The sequence below is a fragment of the Kitasatospora albolonga genome, assembly GCF_039535905.1.
Classification (GTDB): Bacteria; Actinomycetota; Actinomycetes; order Streptomycetales; family Streptomycetaceae; genus Kitasatospora; species Kitasatospora albolonga.
This window is the reverse complement of sequence record NZ_BAAAYB010000056.1, coordinates 1-21,309: the sequence shown is the minus strand read 5'-3', so window position 1 is coordinate 21,309 and position 21,309 is coordinate 1. Positions and strand designations below refer to the sequence as shown.

Here is a 21,309-nt window from a genome sequence, read left to right as displayed (position 1 = left end):
GCCGCGCCCCGGGTCGTGGCACCACCCGAGACTCCGCCCAGGGGAAGCAGCCCCCGGGAGCGGCGCCCGGGCCGTGGCACCCGGCCGGGCGCAGCCCGGCCGCACCGGCCCGCCGTCCGACCCGAAAGGTCTCCGATGGCCCAGCCGGTCCACCCCGCCCGTGCACTGTGGTGGCTCTTCGAGCCCGTGCACGCACTCACCTACTTCACCCCCGAGGGCCGAGCTGCTACCGAGGCCGCCGGGCTGCGCGGCAGTTGGCGCGGGTACTTCGCCGGGCGGGCCGCGCCGCTGGGGGCGGTGGACGCGCCGCCGGTGGTGGCGGCCTTCTTCAACTTCGCCCCGCAGATGGTGGAGCGGGCCCTGCCGGACGTCTGGTCCCGGGCCACCCCCGAGGCCGCACTGGCGGCCCGGCTGGACGGGGCGGTCGCCGCGCTGGAGCGCGTCCTGGCCGAGGTGAAGCCGGATCTGATCGACCGTTCGGTGGAGCTGCTGGAGCGCGGGGTGGCCGGGCTGGACTGTTCCGGCCGGGTGCTGGCCGCCGCCAACGCCGCCCTGCCGACCCCCGAGGGGCGGCTGGCCCGGCTCTGGCACGCCACCACCGTGCTGCGCGAGCACCGCGGCGACGGGCACATGGCCGCCCTGGTCTGCGAGGGCCTGGACGGCTGCGAGGCGCTGGTGCTGCGCTGTGCGCTGGACACCCGGCGCGAGCAGCTCCAGCCGTTCCGGGGCTGGACGGACGAGGAGTGGGACGCGGCGGCCGCCCGCTTGGTCGACCGCGGCTGGCTCAACCCGGACGGCACCGTCTCCCCCGACGGCCGCCACCGCCACCAGGCCCTGGAGGCCGCCACCGACCTGGCCGCCTCGCGGGTCTGGTCCGCCGCGTTCCACCGCGCCGAGCTGGACCAGCTGGCCGACGCCCTCACGCCGATCGCGACCGCGTGTCGGGCCGAACTCCCCACCCTCAACCCGATCGGACTGCCCGTCAGCAGCTGACCCGCCGGTCCTCCTCGTCAGCCCGGGCAGGGCAGGAAGCCACCGCCGAACAGGGTGGCGAAGCCCACGGCCGTGCCGGCGAGGAGGACCAGGAACCGTCGGCCGAGGCCGCGCTGCGAAGAGGTCATGCCCCGATCCTGTCCGGCCGCTGACCACACGTCATCGGGGCCCGTCCCCCATCCACCCCTGAACCGGCCCCCTACGGAACACCGGACGGCAGCGCCGGGCGGCAACGACCGAGGCCTCGGGGAGCGGCGGACAGGTAGGTCCGGGCGGCCTCAGGGAGCCACCGCCAGGGCCCGCACCGCAGCGACGGTGTCCGCCTCCTCCGGCCGCTTGTCCTCCCGGTAGCGGAGGACCCGGGCGAAGCGCAGCGCCAGCCCCGCCGGGTAGCGCGGGCTGCGCTGGAGCCCGTCGAAGGCGATCTCCACCACCAACTCGGGCCGGACGTACACCGTGTACGCGTCCCGGTGGGTCTCCCGGGCCAGCAGCTGCTCCGTCTGCCAGGTGAGCAGCTGGTCGGTCAGGCCCTTGAAGGTCTTGCCGAGCATCACCCAGGGCTCCAGCCCCGGTTCCCCGGTTCCCTCGGGGTTGCGGGCGGCCAGGTGCAGGTTGCTCAGCCACCCCTGCCGCCGTCCGCTGCCCCACTCGGCGGCGGTGACCACCAGGTCCAGGGTGTGCCGCGGCTTGACCTTGATCCAGCCCGCCCCGCGCCGACCCGCCGCGTACGGCGCCGTCAGCTCCTTCACCACCACGCCCTCGTGACCGTGCGCCAGCGCTGCCGCGAAGAACCCCTCCGCCGCCTCCGCCGTCGCCGTGACCAGTCGGGGCACCCGCAGCTCCTCGGGGACGAGCTCCGCCAGCGCGGCCCAGCGCTCGGCGGCCGGGCGGTCGAGCAGGTCGGCGCCGTCGCGGTGCAGCAGGTCGAAGAAGAGGACGCTCAGCGGCGTCTCGGCGCGCAGCGCGGCCGGGTCCTGCCGCGAGGCGGTCCGGGCGGCGGTCTCCTGGAACGGGCGGGGGCGGCCGCCGGGCCCGAGCGCGATGGCCTCGCCGTCCAGGACGGCGCTCCGCACGTCCAGCGAGAGCGCCGCCTCGACCACCTCCGGCACCCGGGCGGTGATCTCGTCCAGGCTGCGGGTGAAGACCGAGACCCGTCCGCCGTCCCGGTGCACCTGCACCCGGATCCCGTCCAGCTTCCACTCCACGCCGACGGCGCGGCCCTCCCCGGCCTTCTCCAGCGCCGCCGCCACGTCCGGCGCGGAGGCCGCCAGCATCGGCCGCACCGGCCGCCCCACCTCCAGCCCGAACTCCCGCAGCGCCGCCACCCCGCCCGTCAGCGCCGCCTCCGCCACCACCCGTGCCGAACCGCGCAGCATCAGCGCCCGCCGTACCGCCACCGCCGGGACCCCGGCCGCCTTCGCCACCGCGTCGCCCATCAGCGCGTCCAGCGCACCCTGTCTCAACTCCCCCACCAGGACGGCCCGCAGGAACTCCTGCTCCACCTCCGTGGCCCGCCCGAACAGCTCCGCCAGGAGCCGCGACCGCTCGGCGCGCGAGCCCGCTCCGTGCACCTCCCCGAGCCGCACCAGCAGCCCCTCCGCCTCCGCCACTCCGAGGCTCGCCGCCGCGGCCGGCTCCGGCAGCTCCCGCACCGCGGCCCATCCGACCCCGGCCCGCCGCGCCTCGCCGGCGAGCAGCGCCACCGCCGCCGGGATCTCGGCGGGCCCCAACTCCCGCAGGCAGTCGGCGATCAGCGCCACCTTGCCGTTCCGGGCCGGTTCGGCCGCCACCGCCCGCGAGGTCGACGCCAACCGCTCCAGCAGCACCGCTGTCCCTCCTCCTGCCGCCCCGTCAGCCCCATCATCGGCCGCCCGCCGCCCCGCCGCACCCGCTCGGCCGGCGCGCCGCCCCGCGGCCCACCCGGCGAAGTACCCGCGTCGACCGAACGGAGTACGTCCCGCTCCGCCTCCCTGCGCGCCGCCAACTCCCCCACCCGGCAATCCTGTTCACACCCATCACCGCAGCCCGGCCCGGCCGCCCGGCGGCCCTCCCCGTGCCAGGCTGCCCGTCACGAGCGCCCTCCCCCGGCGCTCCCGGTACCGGAGGAGGACGAGGAGTGCGGACCGTGGTGGAACGGACCGGTAACAGCAGCCCGACGGCCCGGGTCGGCTCCGTCCTGGCCGGGAACCGGGTGACGACCTTCGAGCTGTTCTTCGACCTGGTCTACGTCTTCGTGCTGACCAAGGTCACCAGCGCGATGGCGCACGAGCACGACGCCGTCAGCGTGCTGCGCGGCCTGCTGCTGCTCGCGCTGGTCTGGTTCTCCTGGTCGGCGTACGCCTGGCTGGGCAACCAGGCCCGGGCGGACCCGGGCGTGGTGCGGGCGGGCATGTCGCTGGCGATGGCCGGGATGTTCGTGGTGGCGTTGGCCGTGCCGGAGGCCTGGCACGACGCGCCCGACGGACTGTCAGGGCCGGTGGTGCTGGCAGCGGCCTACCTCTCGGTGCGCTGCGTCCACCTGGTGCTCTACAGCGTGCTGGCCCGCGGCGACCAGGACCTGCTCCGTCAGGTGGCGATCTCGTGGGGCCCGGTACTGGCCGGCGCCGGGCTGCTGGTGACCGGGGCGCTGATCGGCGGCGAGGTGCAGACCGTCTTCGTGGCGGTGGCCATCCTGGTCGACTGGGGCGGCGTGTACGTGACCTCCCGGCGGGGCAACTGGCGCATCCACGACGCGGGTTGGTTCGCCGAGCGGCACGAGCTCTTCATGATCATCGCGATCGGCGAGTCCCTGCTGGCGATGGGCGCGGGCGCCGCCGAGCAGTCCGTCACCGGCCCGCTGCTGGTCGCCGCCGTGCTCGGCGTCGCGGTCGCCCTCGGCCTGTGGTGGCTCTACTTCGACGTGGCCGCCCTGCACGGCGAGCACCGGCTGCGCGGCGCGGAGGACTCCGAGCGGCTCGGCCTGGCCATCCGGGCGTACGGCTACGCGCACTTCCCGATCGTGGCCGGCGTGGTGCTCACCGCCCTCGGCGTGGAGGGCGTGGTCGCACACGCCGCCGACGGCGAGGCGCTCGGCGGCTTCTACGCCGCCGCGCTGTGCGGCGGGCCCGCTCTCTACCTCACCGGCCTGGTCCTGTTCGGGCGCATCCTGCACCGCTCCTGGAGCCCCGTCCGCCTCGGTGCCCTCGTCCCCCTCCTCGGCTGGGCCCCGGCCGCCGCCGCCCTCCCCCCGGTCGCCGGCCTGGCCGGGGTGGCGTTCCTGCTGGCCGCCGTCGCCTCCGCCGAAACCCGCCACTACGCCGAGCTCCGCCGCAACCTCCGCCCGATCTGACCCCCCGTCGCCCCAGGTCCCGAACACCGCCCCCCAACCGCTCGCCCCGGGCCACCCCCAGCCGGCCCGGGGCGAGCACCCACGGCCCTCACGCCCCCGCGGCCCCCAGGGCCACCACCCGGTACAGCGGATCCGACCTCGGCACGTCCTGCCCCGGCAGGTCCGCCAACCGCCTCCGCGCCTCCGCCGCCTCTCCCGCCGGGGCGTCCGCCGCCCACGGGAGGTGCCCGGACGCCATCTCCGCCAGCCAGCGCCGCGGGCTGCGCCCCTGCCCCACCCCGGGGAACACCGTCTCGCCGACCACCCCCAACCCCCGCTCCGCCGCCCAGCCCCGCACCCGCCCGAACCCGTCCGAGGCCCGCGGCGCGTGCCGGCGCCGCAACTCCGCCGTGGCCCGGGCGACGTCACCGTCCTCGACGAAGTACCCGCCGTTCTTGTCCACGGTGGTGACCACCACCCCGCCCGGCCGCACCACCCGGACCGCCTCCGCGAACACGGCCTCCGCCACCGGCTCCGGCAGCAGGTGCAGCAGCCAGACCATCACCACGGCGTCCACGCTGCCGCCCGCCAGCGGCAGCCGCGTCGCGTCCGCGCACACCACCCCGCCCGGCACCCGCCCCGCCGCCACCCCGAGCATCCCGGCCGAGAGGTCCGCCCCCACCACCCGCCGCCCGGGCCGCAGCAGACGCTCCGTCACGATGCCGGTGCCGCAGGCCAGGTCCAGCACCGTACCGGGGCCGGGCGGCAGCAGCCGCTCCAGCGCCGCCGCCGCGGCCGCCGCCCTCGGCTCCCCGCCCCGGGTCTCGTCGTACTCGCGCGCCTCGTCGTCGTAGTCGAGCACCTGCCGCCCCTTCCGTGAGCCTCCACGGTAATTCCAGCGCACCGACCGCCGAGCCGTGCCTAGGGTCTCGGCCATGGAACTGGCGCTGAACGAGGACGGCCGGAGCTGGGTGAGGACCCGGGCCTGGGTGGAGGGCCAACTGGCCCCCGGGGAACGGATCGTGGCGGCCGAGCGGCTGCGCGGCGGCTGGACCTCCGAGATGCGGCGGCTGCGCGTCGAGGGTCCCGGCACCGGGCGGGACCTGGTGCTGCGCTCCTTCGTGCTCCCCTTCTTCCTGGAGCACGCGGACGGGCTGCTCACCCGCGAGGCGGACGTCCTCGACCTGCTCGGCCCGACCACCGTTCCGACGGCCGGGCTGGTGGCGGTGGACTCCACCGGCGCGCACTGCGACCACCCCTCCCTCCTGATGACCCTGCTCCCCGGTACCGTCCGGCTGGACGACGGCCCGGACGCCGACCATCGGGCCGAGCTGCTCGCCAGTCAGCTCGCCGCGATCCACCGCACCGCGGCGGACGGCCGCCGACGCCCCCGTGGCTACCAGGCCTGGACCGCCCCCGACCGCGTCCGGGTGCCGGAGCACACCACCCGCCCCGAGCTCTGGCGGCGGGCGGTGCACGTGCTCCGCCAGGCCCCGCCGCCGTACACCGGGCGCTTCCTGCACCGCGACTTCCACCCCGGCAACGTGCTCTTCTCCGGCGAGGGCCCCGGGCTGCGGATCAGCGGGGTGGTGGACTGGGTGGAGACCTCCTGGGGCCCGGCCGACCTCGACGTCGCCCACTGCTCCACCGCCCTGGCCCTGCTCCACGGCGCCCCGGCCGGCCTCCGCTTCCCCGACCGCTACCGGGCGGCCGGCGGCGAGCTCGCCCCGTCCGCCGGAGCCCGCCGCCACTGGCGCCTGCTCGACGCGCTGGCCTTCGCCCCCGACGCCGAGAAGGTCGCCGTCCCCTGGCGCGAACTGGGCCGCACCGACCTCACCCCGGCCGTGCTGACCACCCGTCTGGAGGACTACGTCGCCGGGGTCCTGGCCCGGCCGTAGGCCACGCCGGGGCGGCTCCGCTACCCCGCCTCCGGCGGGCCGAGCACGATGCCGCGCCCCGCGTAGAAGCGCGGCAGCGCGTCCCAGGGCACCCGGGCGAAGCTCTGCGAACCGTCCGGGTAGCCCGAGGGGTTGTGGATCAGCAGCTCCTGGTCCGAGGCTCCGACCGCGAGGACCAAGTGGCCGCCCTGGCGCGGCGGGTCCGGGTCCAGGGTGCGGATGGAGGGGTGCACCGAGAGCATCACCAGCCGGCCCGCCGCCAGCTCCTCGCGGATCTCCGCCTCGGAGAGCGGGGAGCGGGCCTCGGCGTACAGGCCCCAGCGGGTGCGCACGTACGCGGCGAACGGCGCGTGGATCAGCCCGTCCAGCCGCCCGTCCGGGTGCCGCACGTACGCCCCGGCGGCCAGGCACTCCTCGGCCAGCCGGACGGCGGGCGGGCTGACGCCCCACCAGTAGTCCAGCGCCATCCGCAGGCAGGCGACCCCGCACAGGCGCCACGACCAGTACTCGTACTCCTCCTCGTCGGCCGCCCCCGACCGCGCCCACAGCGGGTCGTCCACCGCGAGCGCCGTCCCGGCCAGGATCCCGGGCACCAGCTCGGGCGACTCCCACTGCGCGTGGTAGGGGACCTGATGAGTGATCGGCTTCATCTGATAATCCTCACCCATCCACCGGGGCACTGCCGACCATGAACGGCACTCTTGGTCACACCGGGTGCCGCACTTCCGTCCCGCCGCCGACGGCCCGCGCGCCCTCTGTCCACGAACCGGACCCGCGCCTACCGTGTCCCCATGACCGCCCCCAGCCGTCGCACCGTCCTCACCCTCGGGCTCGGGGCCGCCCTCGCCCCGAGCAGCACGCCCGCCCGAGCGGCCTCGACCGGCCCCGACTGGGACGGCCTCGCCACCGCGCTCCACGGCGATCTGCTCCGCCCCGGTGACCCGCGCTACGACTCCGCCCGCCTCCCCCGCAACCTCCGCTTCACCGACCGGGCCCGACCCGAGGCCGTCGCCCGCTGCGCGGACACCGCCGACGTCGCCGAGTGCCTGCGCTTCTCCCGCCGCCACGGCCTGCGCTTCGCGGTGCGCAGCGGCGGCCACTGCTACGGCGGCTGGTCCAGCGACGCACCCCTGGTGCTCGACCTCGCCGGCCTGGACTCCGTCCGGGTGACGGAGGGTCGGACCGGGCCGGAGGCCGAGATCGGCCCCGGCACGCCGCTGATCACCGTCTACACCGCGCTCGCCCGGCACGGCGTCACCGTCCCCGCCGGGAGCTGCCCCACCGTCGGCCTGGCCGGCCTGGCCCTCGGCGGCGGACACGGCGTCACCAGCCGCGCGTACGGGCTGACCTGCGACAGCCTGCTGGAGGCCGAGGTGGTGCCGGCCGACGGCCGCACCCTCCGCTGCTCCCCGGACCGCGAGCCCGAACTCTTCTGGGCCCTGCGCGGCGGCGGGAACGGCAACTTCGGCGTGGTCACCTCCCTCCGGCTGCGCACCCACCCGGCCCCGGACTGCACCTTCTTCCAGTACTCCTGGGACTGGCCGGACGCCGGCCGCGCCCTCGACGAGTGGCAGCGCTGGGCCTTCGCCGCACCGGACCGGCTCTGGTCGAACTTCCACGTGTGGACCCGCCCTGACGGCCCGTCGGTGGACGCCGGCGGCATCCTCCTCGGCCCGGCCGACGACCTGCACCGCCTGACCGCCCCGCTGCTCGCCCGCACCGGCCGCACCACCTCCGAACAGGTCGTCACCCGCCCCTACCTCGACACCGTCCTGGCCTACGCGGGCTGCCGCTCCGAGCAGGACTGCCTCCGCCAGGGCAGCCAGGCCTTCGCCGCCGCCTCCCACTTCTTCGACGAGTTCCTCCCCGACGCCGCGCTCACCGACCTGCGCCGCTTCGCCGAACGCCCCGACTCCGTCGAAGCCTCCGTCACCTTCACCGCCCTCGGCGGAGCCGTGAACCGCGTCCCCGCCGACGCCACCGCCTTCCGCCACCGCTCCTCGCGGCTCCTCGCCCAACTGATCACCGAATGGCCCCCCGACGCCGACCCCGCCCCCCGCCTCCGCTGGGTCACCGAAGCCCGCACCACCCTCGCCCCCTACGCCAACGGCCACGCCTACCAGAACTACCGCGACCCCACCCTCGCCACCTGGCGCACCGCCTACTACGGCGAACACCTCCCCCGCCTCGAAGCCGTCAAGGCCGCCTACGACCCCGACCACGCCTTCGACTTCCCCCAGGGGGTCTAGGACCACCGACGGACTGCCGAAGCGTTCCGTCCCGTCCGCACACGGAGGACCGGGTCGGGACCACGGCCCCTGGAGCCCGGGCGGGCGGGACCGGAAGAGTGAAACCCCGGCCGGGCCGCATGAGCGGTGGCGGCCTCCGGGCAGGAGGCCCGCATGACCGCACCCGAACCGGCCGCCCCCGCCACCGCCGCCGGCCCGCCCGCGGCGGCGTCGGAGCGCCCCTCCGGCACCGGACGGCCTGCCGCCCGGTCCAGCCTGCTGCCCGCATACGCGGTCTTCGCCCTCACCCTGCTCGGCGCCCTGGTCTGGGTGCTGGTGGTGCTGGGCAGCTCCAGCGAGGAGCTGGTGGACTTCGCCTCCGGCTACGGCGGGGTCCAGGTGGTGACCGGGACGGGGATGGCGATGGCCGGGGTGCTGTTCGCCACCCAGCACCCGGCGATCGGCCTGGGCCGGCTGCTGCTGGCCGGCGGCGCGGGCGCGGTGCTGGCCGAGGCACTGCCCGCCGCGACCGCCGAACTCGCGCCAGGGACGGCCCTGTTCACCCTCGCCTGCGCGCTGGCCCTGGCGGGCAAGAGCCTCTTCCTGCTCGGCCTGTTCGCCCTGCCGCTGTTCCTCCCCGGCGGCCGCCTGCCCCGCCGCTGGGGGCCGCCGTACCTGGTGCTGCTGGCCCTGCTGGCGGGCGTGCAGACCACGGTCGGCACCGGTGCCTTCGACCCCTGGTACGGGCAGCCGCTGCCGCTCGACCCCGAGCTGCTCTCCCGCCCGTACGAGTGGACCTTGGACTGGCCGTACGCCGAGTGGCTGGGCGACGCCGTGGTCGGGGTGAACCTGCTGGTGATGACGGTCCGTTGGATCCGCTCGCGCGGGGCGGCGGGCCCGCGCGCCCGGGTCTCGGGGGTGGCGATCCTGCTGCCGTACCTGCTCTGGATCGTGGTCGAGCTGCTCGCCTCGCTGCTGGGCCTGAGCTCCTCCACCACCGAGGTGCTCTGGTACCTGACCGCCGCCTCCTGGCCCGCCGCCACCGTGCTGGCCTGCGTCCGGGACCGCTCGCTCCACCTGGACCGGCCCGCCCTGCGGGCTCTCACCGGGCTGCTCACCGCCACCGTGCTGATCACCGGCTACGGCGCGGCCGCGCTGCTCTCCTACCGCCTGCTCCCGGCCGGTTCCCCCTCCACCGGGCTGCTGCTCGCCCCGGTCGCCCTGCTGATCGGGATGCTGCTGCGCCCCACCGTGCGCTGGGCCACCCGGATGGTGAACCGCTACTACTACGGCGAACGGGCCGAGCCCTACCAGGTGGTGCGGCGGCTGACCGACCGGCTGGGCCGGGCCGTCTCCCCGGCCGAACTGCCCCGGCTGGTCTGCGCCACCGTGGTGGAGACCCTCCGCCTGCCCGGCGCCCGGGTGGTGGTGCGCACCAGGGACGGCGAACTGGAGCTGGCCCTGCTCGGCTCGGTCGACCCGCTGCACGCGGCCGAGTTCCCGATGACCTATCAGAACGAGGTGATCGGGCGGCTGCTGGTGCCGCCCCGCCCGGGCGAGCCCGCCGTCGACCGGCAGGACGCGGACATCCTCGCCACCCTCGCCGCCCACGCCGCACCGGCGGTCGCCTCGCTCCGCCTGTACGAGGAGCTCCAGGCCAGCCGGGAGCGGATCGTGCTGGCCCGCGAGGAGGCCCGGCGCCGCCTGCGCCACGACCTGCACGACGGACTGGGCCCGATGCTCTCCGGCCTGCGGCTGCGGGTCGACGCGATCCGGGCGCTCGACGGCCCGGGCGGTCCCGGCGACCGGCCGCTGGCCGAGGTCTCGGCCGGCATCGGCCAGGCCATCGTCGAACTGCGGCACATCACCGACGGCCTGGCCCCCGCCGCCCTCGACAAGTACGGGCTGGGCAACGCCGTCGCCACCCTGGTCGGCCGGCTGGCCGGGGCAGGCCCCGAGATCACCGCCGTGCTGACGCCCGATCCGCTGCCGCCGCTGCCCGCCGCCGTCGAGGTCGCGGCCTACCGGATCTGTGCCGAATCGCTCAACAACGCCGTCCGGCACGCCCGGGCCACCCGGATCAGGCTGGCCCTCACCGTGCGGGACGGCCACCTGGAGACCGAAGTGGCCGACGACGGCCGTGGTTTCACCCCACCGGCCGAGGGCGGCGGCATCGGCCTGCGCTCGATGGCGGACCGCGCCGAGGAACTGGGCGGCCGCTTCTCGCTGGCCCCGGCCGCGACGGGCGGCACGGTGGCCACGGCCGTCCTGCCACTGCCCGTCACCACCTGAACGGCGCACGGCCCGTGGGACCTCGTCGGGACCGCTGCCTCATGCGACGGCACCCGCCCGACCGTAGCGTTTGTGGGGCGCCGGCTGATCGACCGGCGCACGGAGGAAGGACCCGATCATGAATACCGACCCGACCCCGCAGGACGCCGCTCCGCAGGCCACCGCCGGCGAGCAGGACGCGCAGCGCAAGCCGGGCGGCCCGGCCGACATCCAGAACGGGTGCAAGCTCGCGGGCCAGCCGCACGGCCGGAACGTCTCCTGCGTACCCAACCCCGGCCACTGCCCCCGGCAGTGACCGCGCCGCCCCACTGACCAACCGTCACCCGGCCGGGCCCCGAGGCAGCACGCCTCCGGGCCCGGCCCACTTCCGCGGGACTACCAGGCGTAGGCCTCCGGGGCGGGCTTGAAGCCCGGGAAGATCTCGTCCAGCCGGTCCAGCGACTTCTGGTCCAGCGTCAGGTCCAGCGCCCGGACCGCCGCGTGCAGCTGGTCCAGGGTGCGCGGGCCGACGATCGGCGCGGTGACCGCCGGGCGGCTGAGCAGCCAGGCCAGCGCGATGTCGCCCGGCTCCTCGCCCAGCTCGGCCGCGAAGTCCTCGTACGCCTCCAGCTGCTCGCGCCGCTTGGCCACCTCGTCCGCCACCCAGCCGTCGGCGAGGCGCCGCACGCCCTCGCGCTCCTTGCGCAGCACCCCGCCGAGGATGCCGCTGAACAGCGGCGACCACGGGATCAGGCCGATGCCGTAGTGCTCGGCGGCCGGGGCCACCTCCAGCTCCACGGTGCGCACCGCCAGGTTGTAGACGGACTGCTCGCTGACCAGACCGAGGAAGTGCCGCGCCTTGGCGGCCTCCTGGGCCTGCGCCAGGTGCCAGCCGCCGAAGTTGCTGGAGCCCACGTAGAGGATCTTGCCCTGGGCGACCAGCACCTCCATCGCCTGCCAGATCTCCTCCCACGGCGTGGCCCGGTCCACGTGGTGCATCTGGTACAGGTCGATGTGGTCGGTGCCGAGGCGGCGCAGGCTGTCCTCCACCGCGCGCCGCACGTGCAGCGCGGAGAGCCGGCCCTCGTTCGGCCAGTCGCCGGTCTGGCCGTAGAGCTTGGTGGCCAGCACGGTCTTCTCCCGGCGGCCGCCGCCCTGCGCGAACCAGCTGCCGAGGATCTCCTCGGTGCGGCCGCGGTGGCCGGGGCCGCCGTAGACGTTGGCGGTGTCGAAGAAGTTGATGCCCACCTCGTGGGCGGTGTCCATGATCGTGTGCGAGTCCGGCTCCGTGGTGTGCGGGCCGAAGTTCATCGTGCCGAGGCAGAGGCGGGACACGGACAGGCCGGTGCGGCCGAGCTGGGTGTACTCCATACCGGCCACCCTCCCGCCCGGCCGCCGCCGCTGTCCAGCCCCTTCCGGCCGTCCCCGACGAACCGTCAACTCCGTGACACGATCGGGTGATCAGGCCGTCCGGCGGAACAGCGCCAGGTACATCGCGTCCGTCCCGTGCAGGTGCGGCCAGAGCTGGACGTCCGGGCCCTCGCCCAGGCCCGGCATCTCCGGCAGCAGGGGGCGGGCGTCGATCCACTCCACGCCCAGGCCCTCGCGCAGCACGTCGTCCACCACCGCGCGGGTCTCCGCCAGGTGCGGCGAACAGGTCGCGTAGCCGACCACGCCGCCCGGCCGGGTGGCCTTGATCGCCCCGCGCAGCAGGTCCCGCTGGAGCGGCCCGAAGCCCGCGATGTCCTCCGGGCGGCGGCGCCAGCGCGCCTCCGGACGGCGGCGCAGCGCGCCCAGGCCCGAGCAGGGGACGTCCACCAGCACCCGGTCGAAGGTGCCCTCGGCCCAGGCCGGCCTGGTGCCGTCGGCGGTGATCACGGTGTACGGGCCCGGGTTCCCGGCCAGCGCGCGGGCCACCAGGCGGGCCCGGTGCGGCTGCTTCTCCGAGGCCACCAGCGCGGCGCCGCGCTCGGCCGCCAGCGCGGCCAGCAGTGCCGCCTTGCCGCCCGGCCCGGCGCAGCCGTCCAGCCAGAGCGCGTCCCGGCCCTCCACCGGCGCGGCCGCCAGCGCGAGCGCCACCAGCTGGCTGCCCTCGTCCTGCACGCCCGCGCGGCCCTCGCGGACCGCCTCGATCCCGCCCGGCTCGCCGCCCTCGGCGAGGCGCACCGCGAACGGCGACCACCGGCCGGCCTCCGACTCCGGCCTGGCCTCCCGCAGTTCGGCCGCCGTGGACCGCCCGGGGCGGGCCACCAGGGTCACCGCGGGGCGGACGTTGTCCGCCGCCAGCAGCTCCTCCACCGCGGCCCGGCCGCTCGCCTGCGGCTGCCAGCGGCCCAGCGAGTCCCAGAGCGCCGAGACCACCCAGCGCGGGTGCGAGTGCACCACCGCGAGGTGCTCCTCGGCGTCCTCCTCGTACGGCGGCGCGATCTGCCCGACCCAGGTCTCCAGGTCCTGCGCGCTGATCCGCCGCAGCACCGCGTTGACGAACTTCGCCCGCCCGTCCCCGAGCACCACCCGGGCCAGCTCCACGGTCGCCGACACGGCGGCGTGGCTCGGGATACGGGTCGTCAGCAGCTGGTGCGCACCCAGCGACAGCACGTCCAGCACCGGCGGGTCCACCTCGCGCAGCGGCCGGTCGATGCACGCCGAGATCACCGCGTCGTACGTCCCCTGCATCCGCAGCGTCCCGTACACCAGCTCGGTCGCCAGCGCCGCGTCGCGCCGGTCCATCCCCTTCTGCTCCGCCTCCCGCAGCAGCGAGGGCAGGATCAGGTTCGCGTACGCGTCCCGCTCGTCCACCGCCCGCAACGCCTTGAACGCCACGATCCGGGCCGGGTCCTTCTTCGGACGACGGTGCGGCCGCGGGGGACGCTTGGCGCTGGGGCTGGCGGGGGTGCTCACGTGCGGGGCCTCTCGAAAGGTGCTGCGGATCTCAGAACGGCCAGTCTACGTGGAGCGCCCGCGCCGCCCCGCGACGCGCCACATCACGTATCCGGCCCGCGCCGCACCGAGCCCGCACGCCAGCGCCAGCAGCCCGAGCAGCACCGACCCCTGCAGCACCCCGACGAAGGCGCGCAGCCCCAGGAAGGCGAACAGCCCGAAGTTCGCCCCGAGCAGCAGCCAACCCGAGTCGGTCCCGGGCCTGTTGAACCGCTGCCAGGCGGTCCGCCGCGGTGCCCCCGGCGGCGGACCGGCCCACCGGGCGAGCACCGTGCGGCGACCGTTCGACGTCATGACGGCTCCTCAGCTCCGCAGTGCCCGGCCCCTCAGAGGCCGAGGCGCTCGCCGGGCTCCAGGCGGACGCCGCGGGCCCAGTCGGCGCCGCGCATCGGCTTCTTGCCCTGGGGCTGGACCTCGCCGAGCTCGACGTCGTGGGAGCCGGTGCCGACCCGGACGGAGTTCTTGCCGACGGCGGCGATCTCGCCGGGGGCCAGCTCCGCACTGTCCGTCAGGAGCTTGACGGGGCCGGAGAGCTTGAGGCGCTCGCCGCGGAAGGTGGTCCAGGCGCCGGGGTTGGGGGCGCAGCCGCGGACCAGGCGGTCGACCCGCAGGGCGGGGTGGGTCCACTCGATCCGGGCGTCCTCGACCGAGATCTTGGGGGCCAGGGTGATGCCGTCGGCCGGCTGCGGGACGCCGTGCAGGGTGCCGTCCTCCAGCCCGTCCATGGTGGCGGTCAGCAGCCGCGCACCGGAGACGGCGAGGCGGCCGAGCAGCTCGCCGCTGGTGTCGCTCGGACGGATCTCCTCGGTGAGGACGCCGTAGACCGGGCCGGAGTCGAGGCCCTGCTCGATCAGGAAGGTGGAGGCGCCGGTCACCTCGTCACCGGCCAGCACCGCGTGCTGGACGGGCGCGGCGCCGCGCCAGGCGGGCAGCAGCGAGAAGTGCAGGTTGACCCAGCCGTGCTTGGGGATCTCCAGCGCGCCCGGGCGGATCAGCGCACCGTAGGCGACCACCGGGCAGCAGTCCGGGGCGAGTTCGGCCAGCCGGGCGAGGAAGTCCGGGTCGCTCGGCTTCGCGGGCTTGAGCACCTCGATCCCGGCCTCCTCGGCCCGCTGGGCGACGGGGCTGGCGACCAGCTTGCGGCCGCGTCCGGAGACCGCGTCGGGACGGGTGACCACGGCGACCACCTCGTGGCGGTCGGAGGCGATCAGGGCGTCCAGGGCGGGGACGGCGACGTCGGGGGTGCCGGCGAAGACGAGGCGCATGCGGGTGGGGCCTTTCGGTTCGTGGAACGGTTGCGTCGGCGCCGGTGCGTCGGTGCCGGTGCGCCGGCGCGGCGGCGTCGGCGCCGGTGCGTCAGCGCGGGAAGCCGAAGGTCGGGTGCGGCGAGACCTTCACCCGGGGCACCAGGCCCTGTCCCCAGTCGGCGTCCCGGATCGCCTTCATCGCCGCCTTGCGCTGCTCGCGGTCCAGACGGTCCAGGAAGAGCACGCCGTCCAGGTGGTCGGTCTCGTGCTGGATGCAGCGGGCGAGCAGCTCGGTGCCCTCGATGGTCACCGGGTCGCCGTACATGGTGAAGCCCTTGGCCACCACGCCGTAGGCGCGCTTGGTGTCGAAGCGCAGGCCGGGGAGCGAGAGGCAGCCCTCGGGGCCGTCCTGCTCCTCCTCGCTGAGCGACAGGTCGGGGTTGACCAGGTGACCCAGCACGCCGTCCACCCGGTAGGTGAACACCCGGAGGGAGACGCCGAGTTGAGGGGCGGCGAGGCCCGCGCCCGGCGCGTCGACCATGGTGTCGGTGAGGTCCTTGACCAGCCGGCGCAGCTCCTTGTCGAAGGTGGTGACGGGCTTGGCGGTGGCCCGCAGGACCGGGTCGCCGAACAGCCGGATCGGCTGGATCGCCATGCGGGAGGTCTCCTGACGGTCGGTCGGCACGGGCAGCGGCCAGTCTATGCAATCCCGGCGCACCCGTTCGGCGGCGTTTCTGGCATATCCCGTCTGCACCGGTCGCGTGACCAGCGGCGCACTCGGGCGTTGGTCAAGTGGGATTGACCGGGCCGCCCAGGCCCGGGCCGGGGCCGGCGCCCGGACGCAGCCGGAAGCAGCACGTTGGGAAAGGTGGCAGCAGAGGCCATGGCCGAGCAGATCAACCACGACGCCCGGGCGCGGGCCAGCCTGCACCTGCTGGTGCGCGACATCGAGCGGGTCCGGCGCCAGGTGGACGCGCTGCGCACCCTCACCGCCCAGCTGGGCAACGTCTACCGCCCCCGGCGGCCCTCCACCTCCGCCGGGTTCGTGGTCTACGGCCGGGCCCCCGCGCCGACCGTACGGCTGGCGCAGGAGCTGCGGGAGAGCGTGGAGACGCTGGTGGCGGCGGCCGTCGAGTTCGACCGGGCGCTGGGCTTCTCCTGGGACTCGGTGGGCTCGGCCCTCGGCGTCACCAAGCAGGCGGTGCACCGCCGTTACGGCATGCGGCGGCCCACCGGCGAGCTGCTCGCCACCACCGTGCCCTCCCCGAGCCGCCCGCCCGAGGACCTTCCGCACGCCCGCACGGCCGACGGCATCCCGCACACGCGGCCCGCCGACGGCCTCCCGCACGCACGCCCGGCCGACGGCCTCCCGCCGGCCCGCCCGGTCCGCCCCGCCGAGGAGCACCCGCTCACCCGCAGCCTGCCGCCCGCCATCCCGCCGGCCCGTCACCCCGAGCACCCGGGCGTCCCGCTGCGCGGCTGACGGCAGCCCCGCGGCGCCGTTCCGGACCCCGTACCGGACCCTGCCGAACGCCTCACCGGGTCCGTGCGGGGCACCGCCCCCGCACAGACCCCACCGGCCGCGACCGGTGACCGGCCGTCAGCCGGCGAGCACCACCAACTCCCTCGTCGCCCGGGTCATCGCCACGTACCGGTCCACCGCCCCCTCGACGCCCTCGCCGAACGCGGCCGGCTCGACCACCACGACCAGGTCGAACTCCAGGCCCTTGGCGAGCGTCGGGGTGAGCGACCGGACCCGGGGGTCCGTCGGCCGGTGGCGCGGCGCACCGATCACGCAGACGGTGCCCTCGGCGTTGGCGGCCAGCCACTCCTCCACCACCCGGTCCAGCTCCGCGACGGCCCCGTGCCGGACCGGCACCCCGCTGCTGCGGATCGAGAGCGGGACGTTGGCGTCCGGCAGGGCGGCCCGGATCTGCGGCTCGGCCTCGGCCATCACCTCTTCCGGGGTGCGGTAGTTGACGGTCAGGGAGGTGACCGTGACGCGGTCCAGGCCGATCCGGTCCAGCCGCTCCTGCCAGCTCTCGGCGAAGCCGTGCCGGGCCTGCGCCCGGTCACCGACCACGGTGAAGCTGCGGGAGGGGCAGCGCAGCAGCAGCATGTGCCACTCCGCGTCGCTGAGCTCCTGCGCCTCGTCCACCACCACGTGGGCGAACGGACCGGTCAGCGGCTCGGCGGCGGCCTGCGGCACCGCGCCCGAGTCCAGCAGCGAGTCCTGGAGGTCACGGCCCATCAGCATGGTGACGGCGCCCTCGCCGTCGTCGTCGGCGCCGGTCATCTCCCGGATCACGTCGTCCATCCGGGCCCGCTCGGAGGCCACGGCGGCCCGCTGACGGCGCTTCAGGCGCTCGGCCTCCGGGTCGCCGAGCCGGTGCCGGGCGGCGTCCAGCAGCGGCAGGTCCGCGGTGGTCCAGGCCCGGGGGTCGGCCCGGCGCAGCGCCCGGACCTCCTCGGGGGCCAGCCAGGGCGCGCACAGCCGCAGGTAGGCGGGCACCTCCCAGAGGTCGCCGACCAGGTCGGCCGCCTCGATCAGCGGCCAGGCCTTGTGGAAGGCGGTGACCAGCTCCGCGTCCCGGCGCATCGAGCGGGAGAGCAGCTCGGTGGTGATCCCGGCCTCCTCGTCCAGCTGCTCGTGCACGATGGCGACCAGCTCGTCCCAGATCTGCTCGCGCGCCTCGTTGTGCGGGGTGCCGGGCTCGACGGCCTCGAAGGCCTGCGCCCAGTCCCGCGCGTTCAGCCAGAACTCGCCCCAGTGGGTGGAGACCTGGATGCCCGCGGTGGGCGCCTCCTCGTAGATCCGGACGGCCGACTCGATCGCCCCGACCATCTCGACGGTGGACTTCAGCCGGGCCACCTCGGGGTCGGTCTCGGGCAGCGCCACGGCGCCCTCGGGGACCAGGTCGCGCAGCGTGCAGGTCCGCACGCCCTCCTCGCCGAGGCTGGGCAGCACGTCCGCGACGTAGTTCAGGTACGGCTGGTGCGGGCCGACGAACAGCACCCCGCCCCGGCGGTGGCCGAGCCTGGGGTCGGCGTACAGCAGGTAGGCGGAGCGGTGCAGGGCGACCACGGTCTTTCCGGTGCCGGGCCCGCCGTCCACCACCAGGGCGCCGCGCGAGCCGGCCCGGATCACCGCGTCCTGGTCGGACTGGATGGTGGCCAGCACGTCGCGCATCTTCGGCGAGCGGGTGCTGCCGAGGCTGGCGATGAAGGCCGACTGGTCGTCCAGCGCGGCCCGGCCCTCCAGGCCCTCGGCGGTGAAGACCTCGTCCCAGTAGTCGGTGATCCGGCCCCGGGTCCAGCGGTAGCGGCGGCGGCTGGCCAGGCCCATCGGGTTGGCGTGGGTGGCGGCGAAGAACGGCTCGGCCGCCGGGGAGCGCCAGTCCACCAGCAGGCGGCGGCCGTCGGCGTCGGTCAGGCCGAGGCGGCCGATGTACACCGCCTCGCCAGTGGCCTCCTCCACCACGTGGCCCAGGCACAGGTCGAGTCCGAAGCGGCCCAGCGCGCGCAGCCGCCCGGCGAGGCGGTGCACCTCGATGTCGCGGTCCATGGCGGCCCGGCCGGCCCCGCCGGGGGCCTTGCGGGCGGAGTCGAGCTGCTCGGTCAGCTCGGCGACGGTCTCCTCCAGACTGGTCGCGATGGCGGCGAAGTGCCGCTCGTCGGCTGCGGTCAGAGCCGGGTCGGCCTTGGCGGCCAGACGGTCCGGCAGGTCGAAGGCGCTCTCGGCGGTGCGCGAACCGGATTCCGACATAGAGGTGTGCAACTCGCGAATCTCCCATTTGCGCAGGTTCTGGCTTCGGCCTGCGATTGTGGGGCATCAGGGGGGCCTTGCCACAAGGCCCCCCTCGCGCTATAAGTTGGTAGTGGCCAGAAGAGTGCTTTCTCCCTCTCCCAGCCGCCCTCAGCCCGTCAGGGCCAACTCCGCCACCACTGCCCGGTGATCCGTGCCCTTCAGGGTGTGCTCCGACACCGCCACCGGTCGCAGTGCCTCCCCGTGCAGCACGTGGTCGATCTGGATCACCGGCGGCAGCCCCGGCAGGTCGTGGTAGTCCTCCGGCCAGGTCGGCACCAGGCCCTTGCCCAACTGCTCGTGCGTGTCGGCCAGTCCGACGCCCAGCAGCTCGCGCATCGGCGCGTGGTCGAGGGTCGCGTTGAAGTCCCCCAGCATCACGGTGTTGCGGGGGGGACCGCGCCGCCTCCGCCTTCAACTCCCGCATCCCGCCTGCCCACTTGGCCGGGTCGCCCATCGGGTAGAAGGTGTGCACGGGGACCACCCGCACGCTCTTCCCGCCCACCGTCACCTCGCCCGCGGCCGCCGCCCCGGCGGTGGTGCCGATCCCGACGGGCGTCAGCGGCGTCCGGGAGTAGAGCACGGTGTCCCCGGTGACGATCCGATGGGGCATCAACTCCGCCAGCCCCGCGGCCTCCACGCGCCGGGCCGCCACCGGGTTCAGCTCCACCGCGGCCAGCACGTCCACCCGCTGGTCCCGCACCAGCCCGACCAGCGCGGCCGGGTCGATCTGCCCCATGTACGCGTTGCTGACCGCCACCCGCAGCCGCGGCGCCTCCGCCGGAGCCGCACCGGCGTCCGCAACCAACCGCGGTGCGAACCAGGCCACTTGGACCGCCACCAGCAGCACCGCCGGCACCGCCGTCCGCCACGCCCGCAGCCCCAGCAGCCCGGCCGCCCCCAGCACCGCCCCGAGCGCCGCGTACGGCAGCGTGGCCATCGGCACCGCCCAGTACGTCCCGTCGTCGAAGCCCCCGAGCCGCACCGCCGCCAGCACCAGCGCCGGCAGCGCCGCCAGCCCGCAGAGCACGTATCCCACCCGCCGCCACGCCCCGCGCCGCCTCCCGGCCGCCACCGTCTCCGTCACCACACCCGCCACGGGCACTCCCACCGTCCGACCTTGATCACCTGTTCCGCCCGGAGACGCCCCGCCCCCGCCGCACGGTTCCGCCGACCCCCTCGGCAACCCGCTTTCCCCGCGTGCCGCACCGCTCTACGATCTTGCCTCCGGATCACCACTCGGGTGATCGTTCCGGGGGGCTCCCATGATGATCTACCACGTGATCGGCATCGCTCTGCTCGTCATCGGCACGCCGTTGATCGCGTTGACCGGCAACCTCCTCGCCGAGTACGTCCACGAAGGCCTCGGCCGCACCGTCACGATCGGCGGGGGCCTGGCGGTCACGGGGACCGCCATCTGGTTCATCGTCCGCAGCTTCTGAGGCGGCGCCCCGTGCGCGACGCCTTCTCCGACGGGCTCCTCGGCCGGCCGGCCCACGAGACCCATCCGGTCGACCTGATGTGCCTCTACCTGCTGCACGGCTCGGCCGACCGCATCCCGGGCCTGACGGCCGGTCAGGGCGGACTCTCCTACGAGCACCTGCTCCGGCACGTCCGCCCCGAGCACCACTGGCGCCACGAGGACGCGGACACCTTCTCCCTCCCCGTCCGCCGCACGGTCCACGGGCGGCCGTACGGCCTGGAGTTCCGGCTCCACTTCCTCGGCGGCGAGCCCTACGCCGACGCGCTGATCCCCTTCGGCGCCGCCGTCGACCTGGCGCGCTTCCTGCACCGCCTCCGCACGCACCACGCCCCCGGCGGCCGGGCCTGGACCGTGTACACCGACCGGAACGACCTCCGCGAGAGCGTCCTGCGCTTCGCCGACGGCCGCGAGGTGTGGTTCCAGGTCAACCGCGGCCCGGCCCTCGCAGGCTGCCCCAGGCCGCTCCCCCCATCACCGCCACCGCCTGGTCACCGGCCGCCTCCAGGGCAACGCCTTCGGCCCGGGCCCCCACCCCCCGACCGCGGGCAGCCAGGCCTTCCCCGACCCCCACCACCTCACCGAGCCCACCACCCCCGCAGCCCGCGCCTACCGCCGCCTCGTCGCCCGGAGCATCCCCGTACGGTGGTGAGGTCCGGCCAGGCCTCCCGGCCTCACTCCGCGAGGATCCCCGAACGCCGCAACCGGAGCTCCGAGCGCACGAGTTCGAGGAGCCGCCCCGACCCAGTTGCGGCCCCGGCCGGTGTTGTCACCCCAGTACTCCGAGTCCATGTCGTCGTAGATCACCGTGGCGTCGCCCGTCGCCAGCAGGATCTCGGCCAGCCCGGGGTGCTGGTCGTACTTGGCGCGCAGCAGGCTCGTCATGACGGCGGTTCGGACACCCTCCCAGCCCTCGCGACGGGCCACCCCGCCCGCGAGCGTGCGTGCGGCGGCGGCGCTCCCCGCAGCCGAGATCGCCCGACGGTCGTCGGCTCGGCGGCCGACAGCGCCCAGTAGGCGTGCGCGGCGGACGGGTGGACCGCGTCCGCGACCGTGATCGGGGCGGGGTAGTCGTGGCGCAGGCCGAGCTTGCCGGGATCGGCCTGCGGCTCGCGCGGGAACCAGTGGCCGAGCTGGACG

19 protein-coding genes and 2 pseudogenes are annotated in these 21,309 nt (G+C 75.6%); 9 read left to right on the top strand and 12 right to left on the bottom strand.

The window, feature by feature from the left end:
- Positions 1–135 precede the first annotated feature (135 nt).
- Entirely contained in the window at positions 136–993 is an 858-nt protein-coding gene (locus ABD946_RS13445) for an SCO6745 family protein (protein WP_345283276.1), read from the top strand.
- 278 nt (positions 994–1,271) lie between these two features.
- Here the strand turns inward: ABD946_RS13445 and ABD946_RS13440 are convergent, their stop codons facing one another.
- Positions 1,272–2,819, bottom strand: a complete 1,548-nt coding sequence (locus tag ABD946_RS13440; RefSeq protein ID WP_345283275.1) for an ATP-dependent DNA ligase — start codon at positions 2,817–2,819, stop codon at positions 1,272–1,274.
- 299 nt (positions 2,820–3,118) lie between these two features.
- On the opposite strand from ABD946_RS13440, the gene ABD946_RS13435 reads away from it, so the two are divergent.
- Positions 3,119–4,321, top strand: coding sequence for a low temperature requirement protein A (locus ABD946_RS13435; protein ID WP_345283274.1), 1,203 nt, complete (start codon positions 3,119–3,121; stop codon positions 4,319–4,321).
- Between the two features lie 88 nt (positions 4,322–4,409).
- Here ABD946_RS13435 and ABD946_RS13430 read toward each other — a convergent pair whose 3' ends face one another.
- Entirely contained in the window at positions 4,410–5,162 is a 753-nt protein-coding gene (locus tag ABD946_RS13430; RefSeq protein ID WP_345283273.1) for a class I SAM-dependent methyltransferase, read from the bottom strand.
- A gap of 73 nt (positions 5,163–5,235) precedes the next feature.
- Here ABD946_RS13430 and ABD946_RS13425 point away from each other — a divergent pair, with 73 nt between their 5' ends.
- Positions 5,236–6,198: a phosphotransferase family protein gene (locus ABD946_RS13425; RefSeq protein WP_345283272.1), complete on the top strand. Its 963-nt coding sequence runs from the start codon at positions 5,236–5,238 to the stop codon at positions 6,196–6,198.
- 20 nt (positions 6,199–6,218) lie between these two features.
- Here the strand turns inward: ABD946_RS13425 and ABD946_RS13420 are convergent, their stop codons facing one another.
- Positions 6,219–6,848, bottom strand: a complete 630-nt coding sequence (locus ABD946_RS13420; protein ID WP_345283270.1) for a C39 family peptidase — start codon at positions 6,846–6,848, stop codon at positions 6,219–6,221.
- 141 nt (positions 6,849–6,989) lie between these two features.
- Here ABD946_RS13420 and ABD946_RS13415 point away from each other — a divergent pair, with 141 nt between their 5' ends.
- From ABD946_RS13415 to ABD946_RS13405, 3 genes are all read left to right on the top strand, one after another.
- A complete protein-coding gene (locus tag ABD946_RS13415) occupies positions 6,990–8,447 on the top strand; it encodes an FAD-binding oxidoreductase (protein WP_345283269.1) in 1,458 nt (485 codons plus the stop codon).
- 153 nt (positions 8,448–8,600) lie between these two features.
- The gene (locus tag ABD946_RS13410; protein WP_345283267.1) at positions 8,601–10,718 is read left to right on the top strand and encodes a sensor histidine kinase; all 2,118 of its coding nucleotides are present in this window, start codon (positions 8,601–8,603) and stop codon (positions 10,716–10,718) included.
- A gap of 118 nt (positions 10,719–10,836) precedes the next feature.
- A complete protein-coding gene (locus tag ABD946_RS13405) occupies positions 10,837–11,013 on the top strand; it encodes a hypothetical protein (protein ID WP_345283266.1) in 177 nt (58 codons plus the stop codon).
- An 80-nt stretch (positions 11,014–11,093) separates the two neighbouring features.
- On the opposite strand, the gene ABD946_RS13400 is transcribed toward ABD946_RS13405, so the two are convergent.
- The 5 genes from ABD946_RS13400 to def all read right to left on the bottom strand — a co-directional run bounded on the left by ABD946_RS13400 (position 11,094) and on the right by def (position 15,539).
- Positions 11,094–12,068: an aldo/keto reductase gene (locus tag ABD946_RS13400; protein WP_345283265.1), complete on the bottom strand. Its 975-nt coding sequence runs from the start codon at positions 12,066–12,068 to the stop codon at positions 11,094–11,096.
- A 90-nt stretch (positions 12,069–12,158) separates the two neighbouring features.
- Entirely contained in the window at positions 12,159–13,598 is a 1,440-nt protein-coding gene (locus tag ABD946_RS13395) for an RsmB/NOP family class I SAM-dependent RNA methyltransferase (RefSeq protein WP_345283264.1), read from the bottom strand.
- 45 nt (positions 13,599–13,643) lie between these two features.
- Complete coding sequence (locus ABD946_RS13390; protein WP_345283263.1) at positions 13,644–13,931, bottom strand: hypothetical protein; 288 nt, start codon at positions 13,929–13,931, stop codon at positions 13,644–13,646.
- A gap of 32 nt (positions 13,932–13,963) precedes the next feature.
- Positions 13,964–14,902 (bottom strand): methionyl-tRNA formyltransferase, encoded by a 939-nt coding sequence (fmt, locus tag ABD946_RS13385; protein ID WP_345283261.1) that lies wholly within the window; start codon positions 14,900–14,902, stop codon positions 13,964–13,966.
- Positions 14,903–14,993: 91 nt separating this feature from the next.
- Complete coding sequence (def, locus tag ABD946_RS13380) at positions 14,994–15,539, bottom strand: peptide deformylase (RefSeq protein WP_345283260.1); 546 nt, start codon at positions 15,537–15,539, stop codon at positions 14,994–14,996.
- A 228-nt stretch (positions 15,540–15,767) separates the two neighbouring features.
- Here def and ABD946_RS13375 point away from each other — a divergent pair, with 228 nt between their 5' ends.
- Positions 15,768–16,367, top strand: coding sequence for a hypothetical protein (locus tag ABD946_RS13375; RefSeq protein WP_345283283.1), 600 nt, complete (start codon positions 15,768–15,770; stop codon positions 16,365–16,367).
- 117 nt (positions 16,368–16,484) lie between these two features.
- Here ABD946_RS13375 and helR read toward each other — a convergent pair whose 3' ends face one another.
- Entirely contained in the window at positions 16,485–18,650 is a 2,166-nt protein-coding gene (gene helR / locus ABD946_RS13370) for an RNA polymerase recycling motor ATPase HelR (protein WP_345283258.1), read from the bottom strand.
- A gap of 150 nt (positions 18,651–18,800) precedes the next feature.
- Positions 18,801–19,085: pseudogene (locus ABD946_RS13365) on the bottom strand (endonuclease/exonuclease/phosphatase family protein); the annotation flags it as partial.
- A 197-nt stretch (positions 19,086–19,282) separates the two neighbouring features.
- On the opposite strand from ABD946_RS13365, the gene ABD946_RS13360 reads away from it, so the two are divergent.
- Both ABD946_RS13360 and ABD946_RS13355 read left to right on the top strand, forming a co-directional pair.
- Positions 19,283–19,813: a hypothetical protein gene (locus ABD946_RS13360; RefSeq protein WP_345283257.1), complete on the top strand. Its 531-nt coding sequence runs from the start codon at positions 19,283–19,285 to the stop codon at positions 19,811–19,813.
- Positions 19,814–19,954: 141 nt separating this feature from the next.
- The gene (locus tag ABD946_RS13355; protein WP_345283256.1) at positions 19,955–20,131 is read left to right on the top strand and encodes a hypothetical protein; all 177 of its coding nucleotides are present in this window, start codon (positions 19,955–19,957) and stop codon (positions 20,129–20,131) included.
- A gap of 647 nt (positions 20,132–20,778) precedes the next feature.
- Here the strand turns inward: ABD946_RS13355 and ABD946_RS13350 are convergent.
- Together ABD946_RS13350 and ABD946_RS13345 are read right to left on the bottom strand one after the other, a co-directional pair.
- The gene (locus tag ABD946_RS13350; RefSeq protein ID WP_345283254.1) at positions 20,779–21,096 is read right to left on the bottom strand and encodes an NADAR family protein; all 318 of its coding nucleotides are present in this window, start codon (positions 21,094–21,096) and stop codon (positions 20,779–20,781) included.
- Positions 21,051–21,309: pseudogene (locus tag ABD946_RS13345) on the bottom strand (hypothetical protein); the annotation flags it as partial. The pseudogene ABD946_RS13345 and the gene ABD946_RS13350, both read right to left, overlap by 46 nt.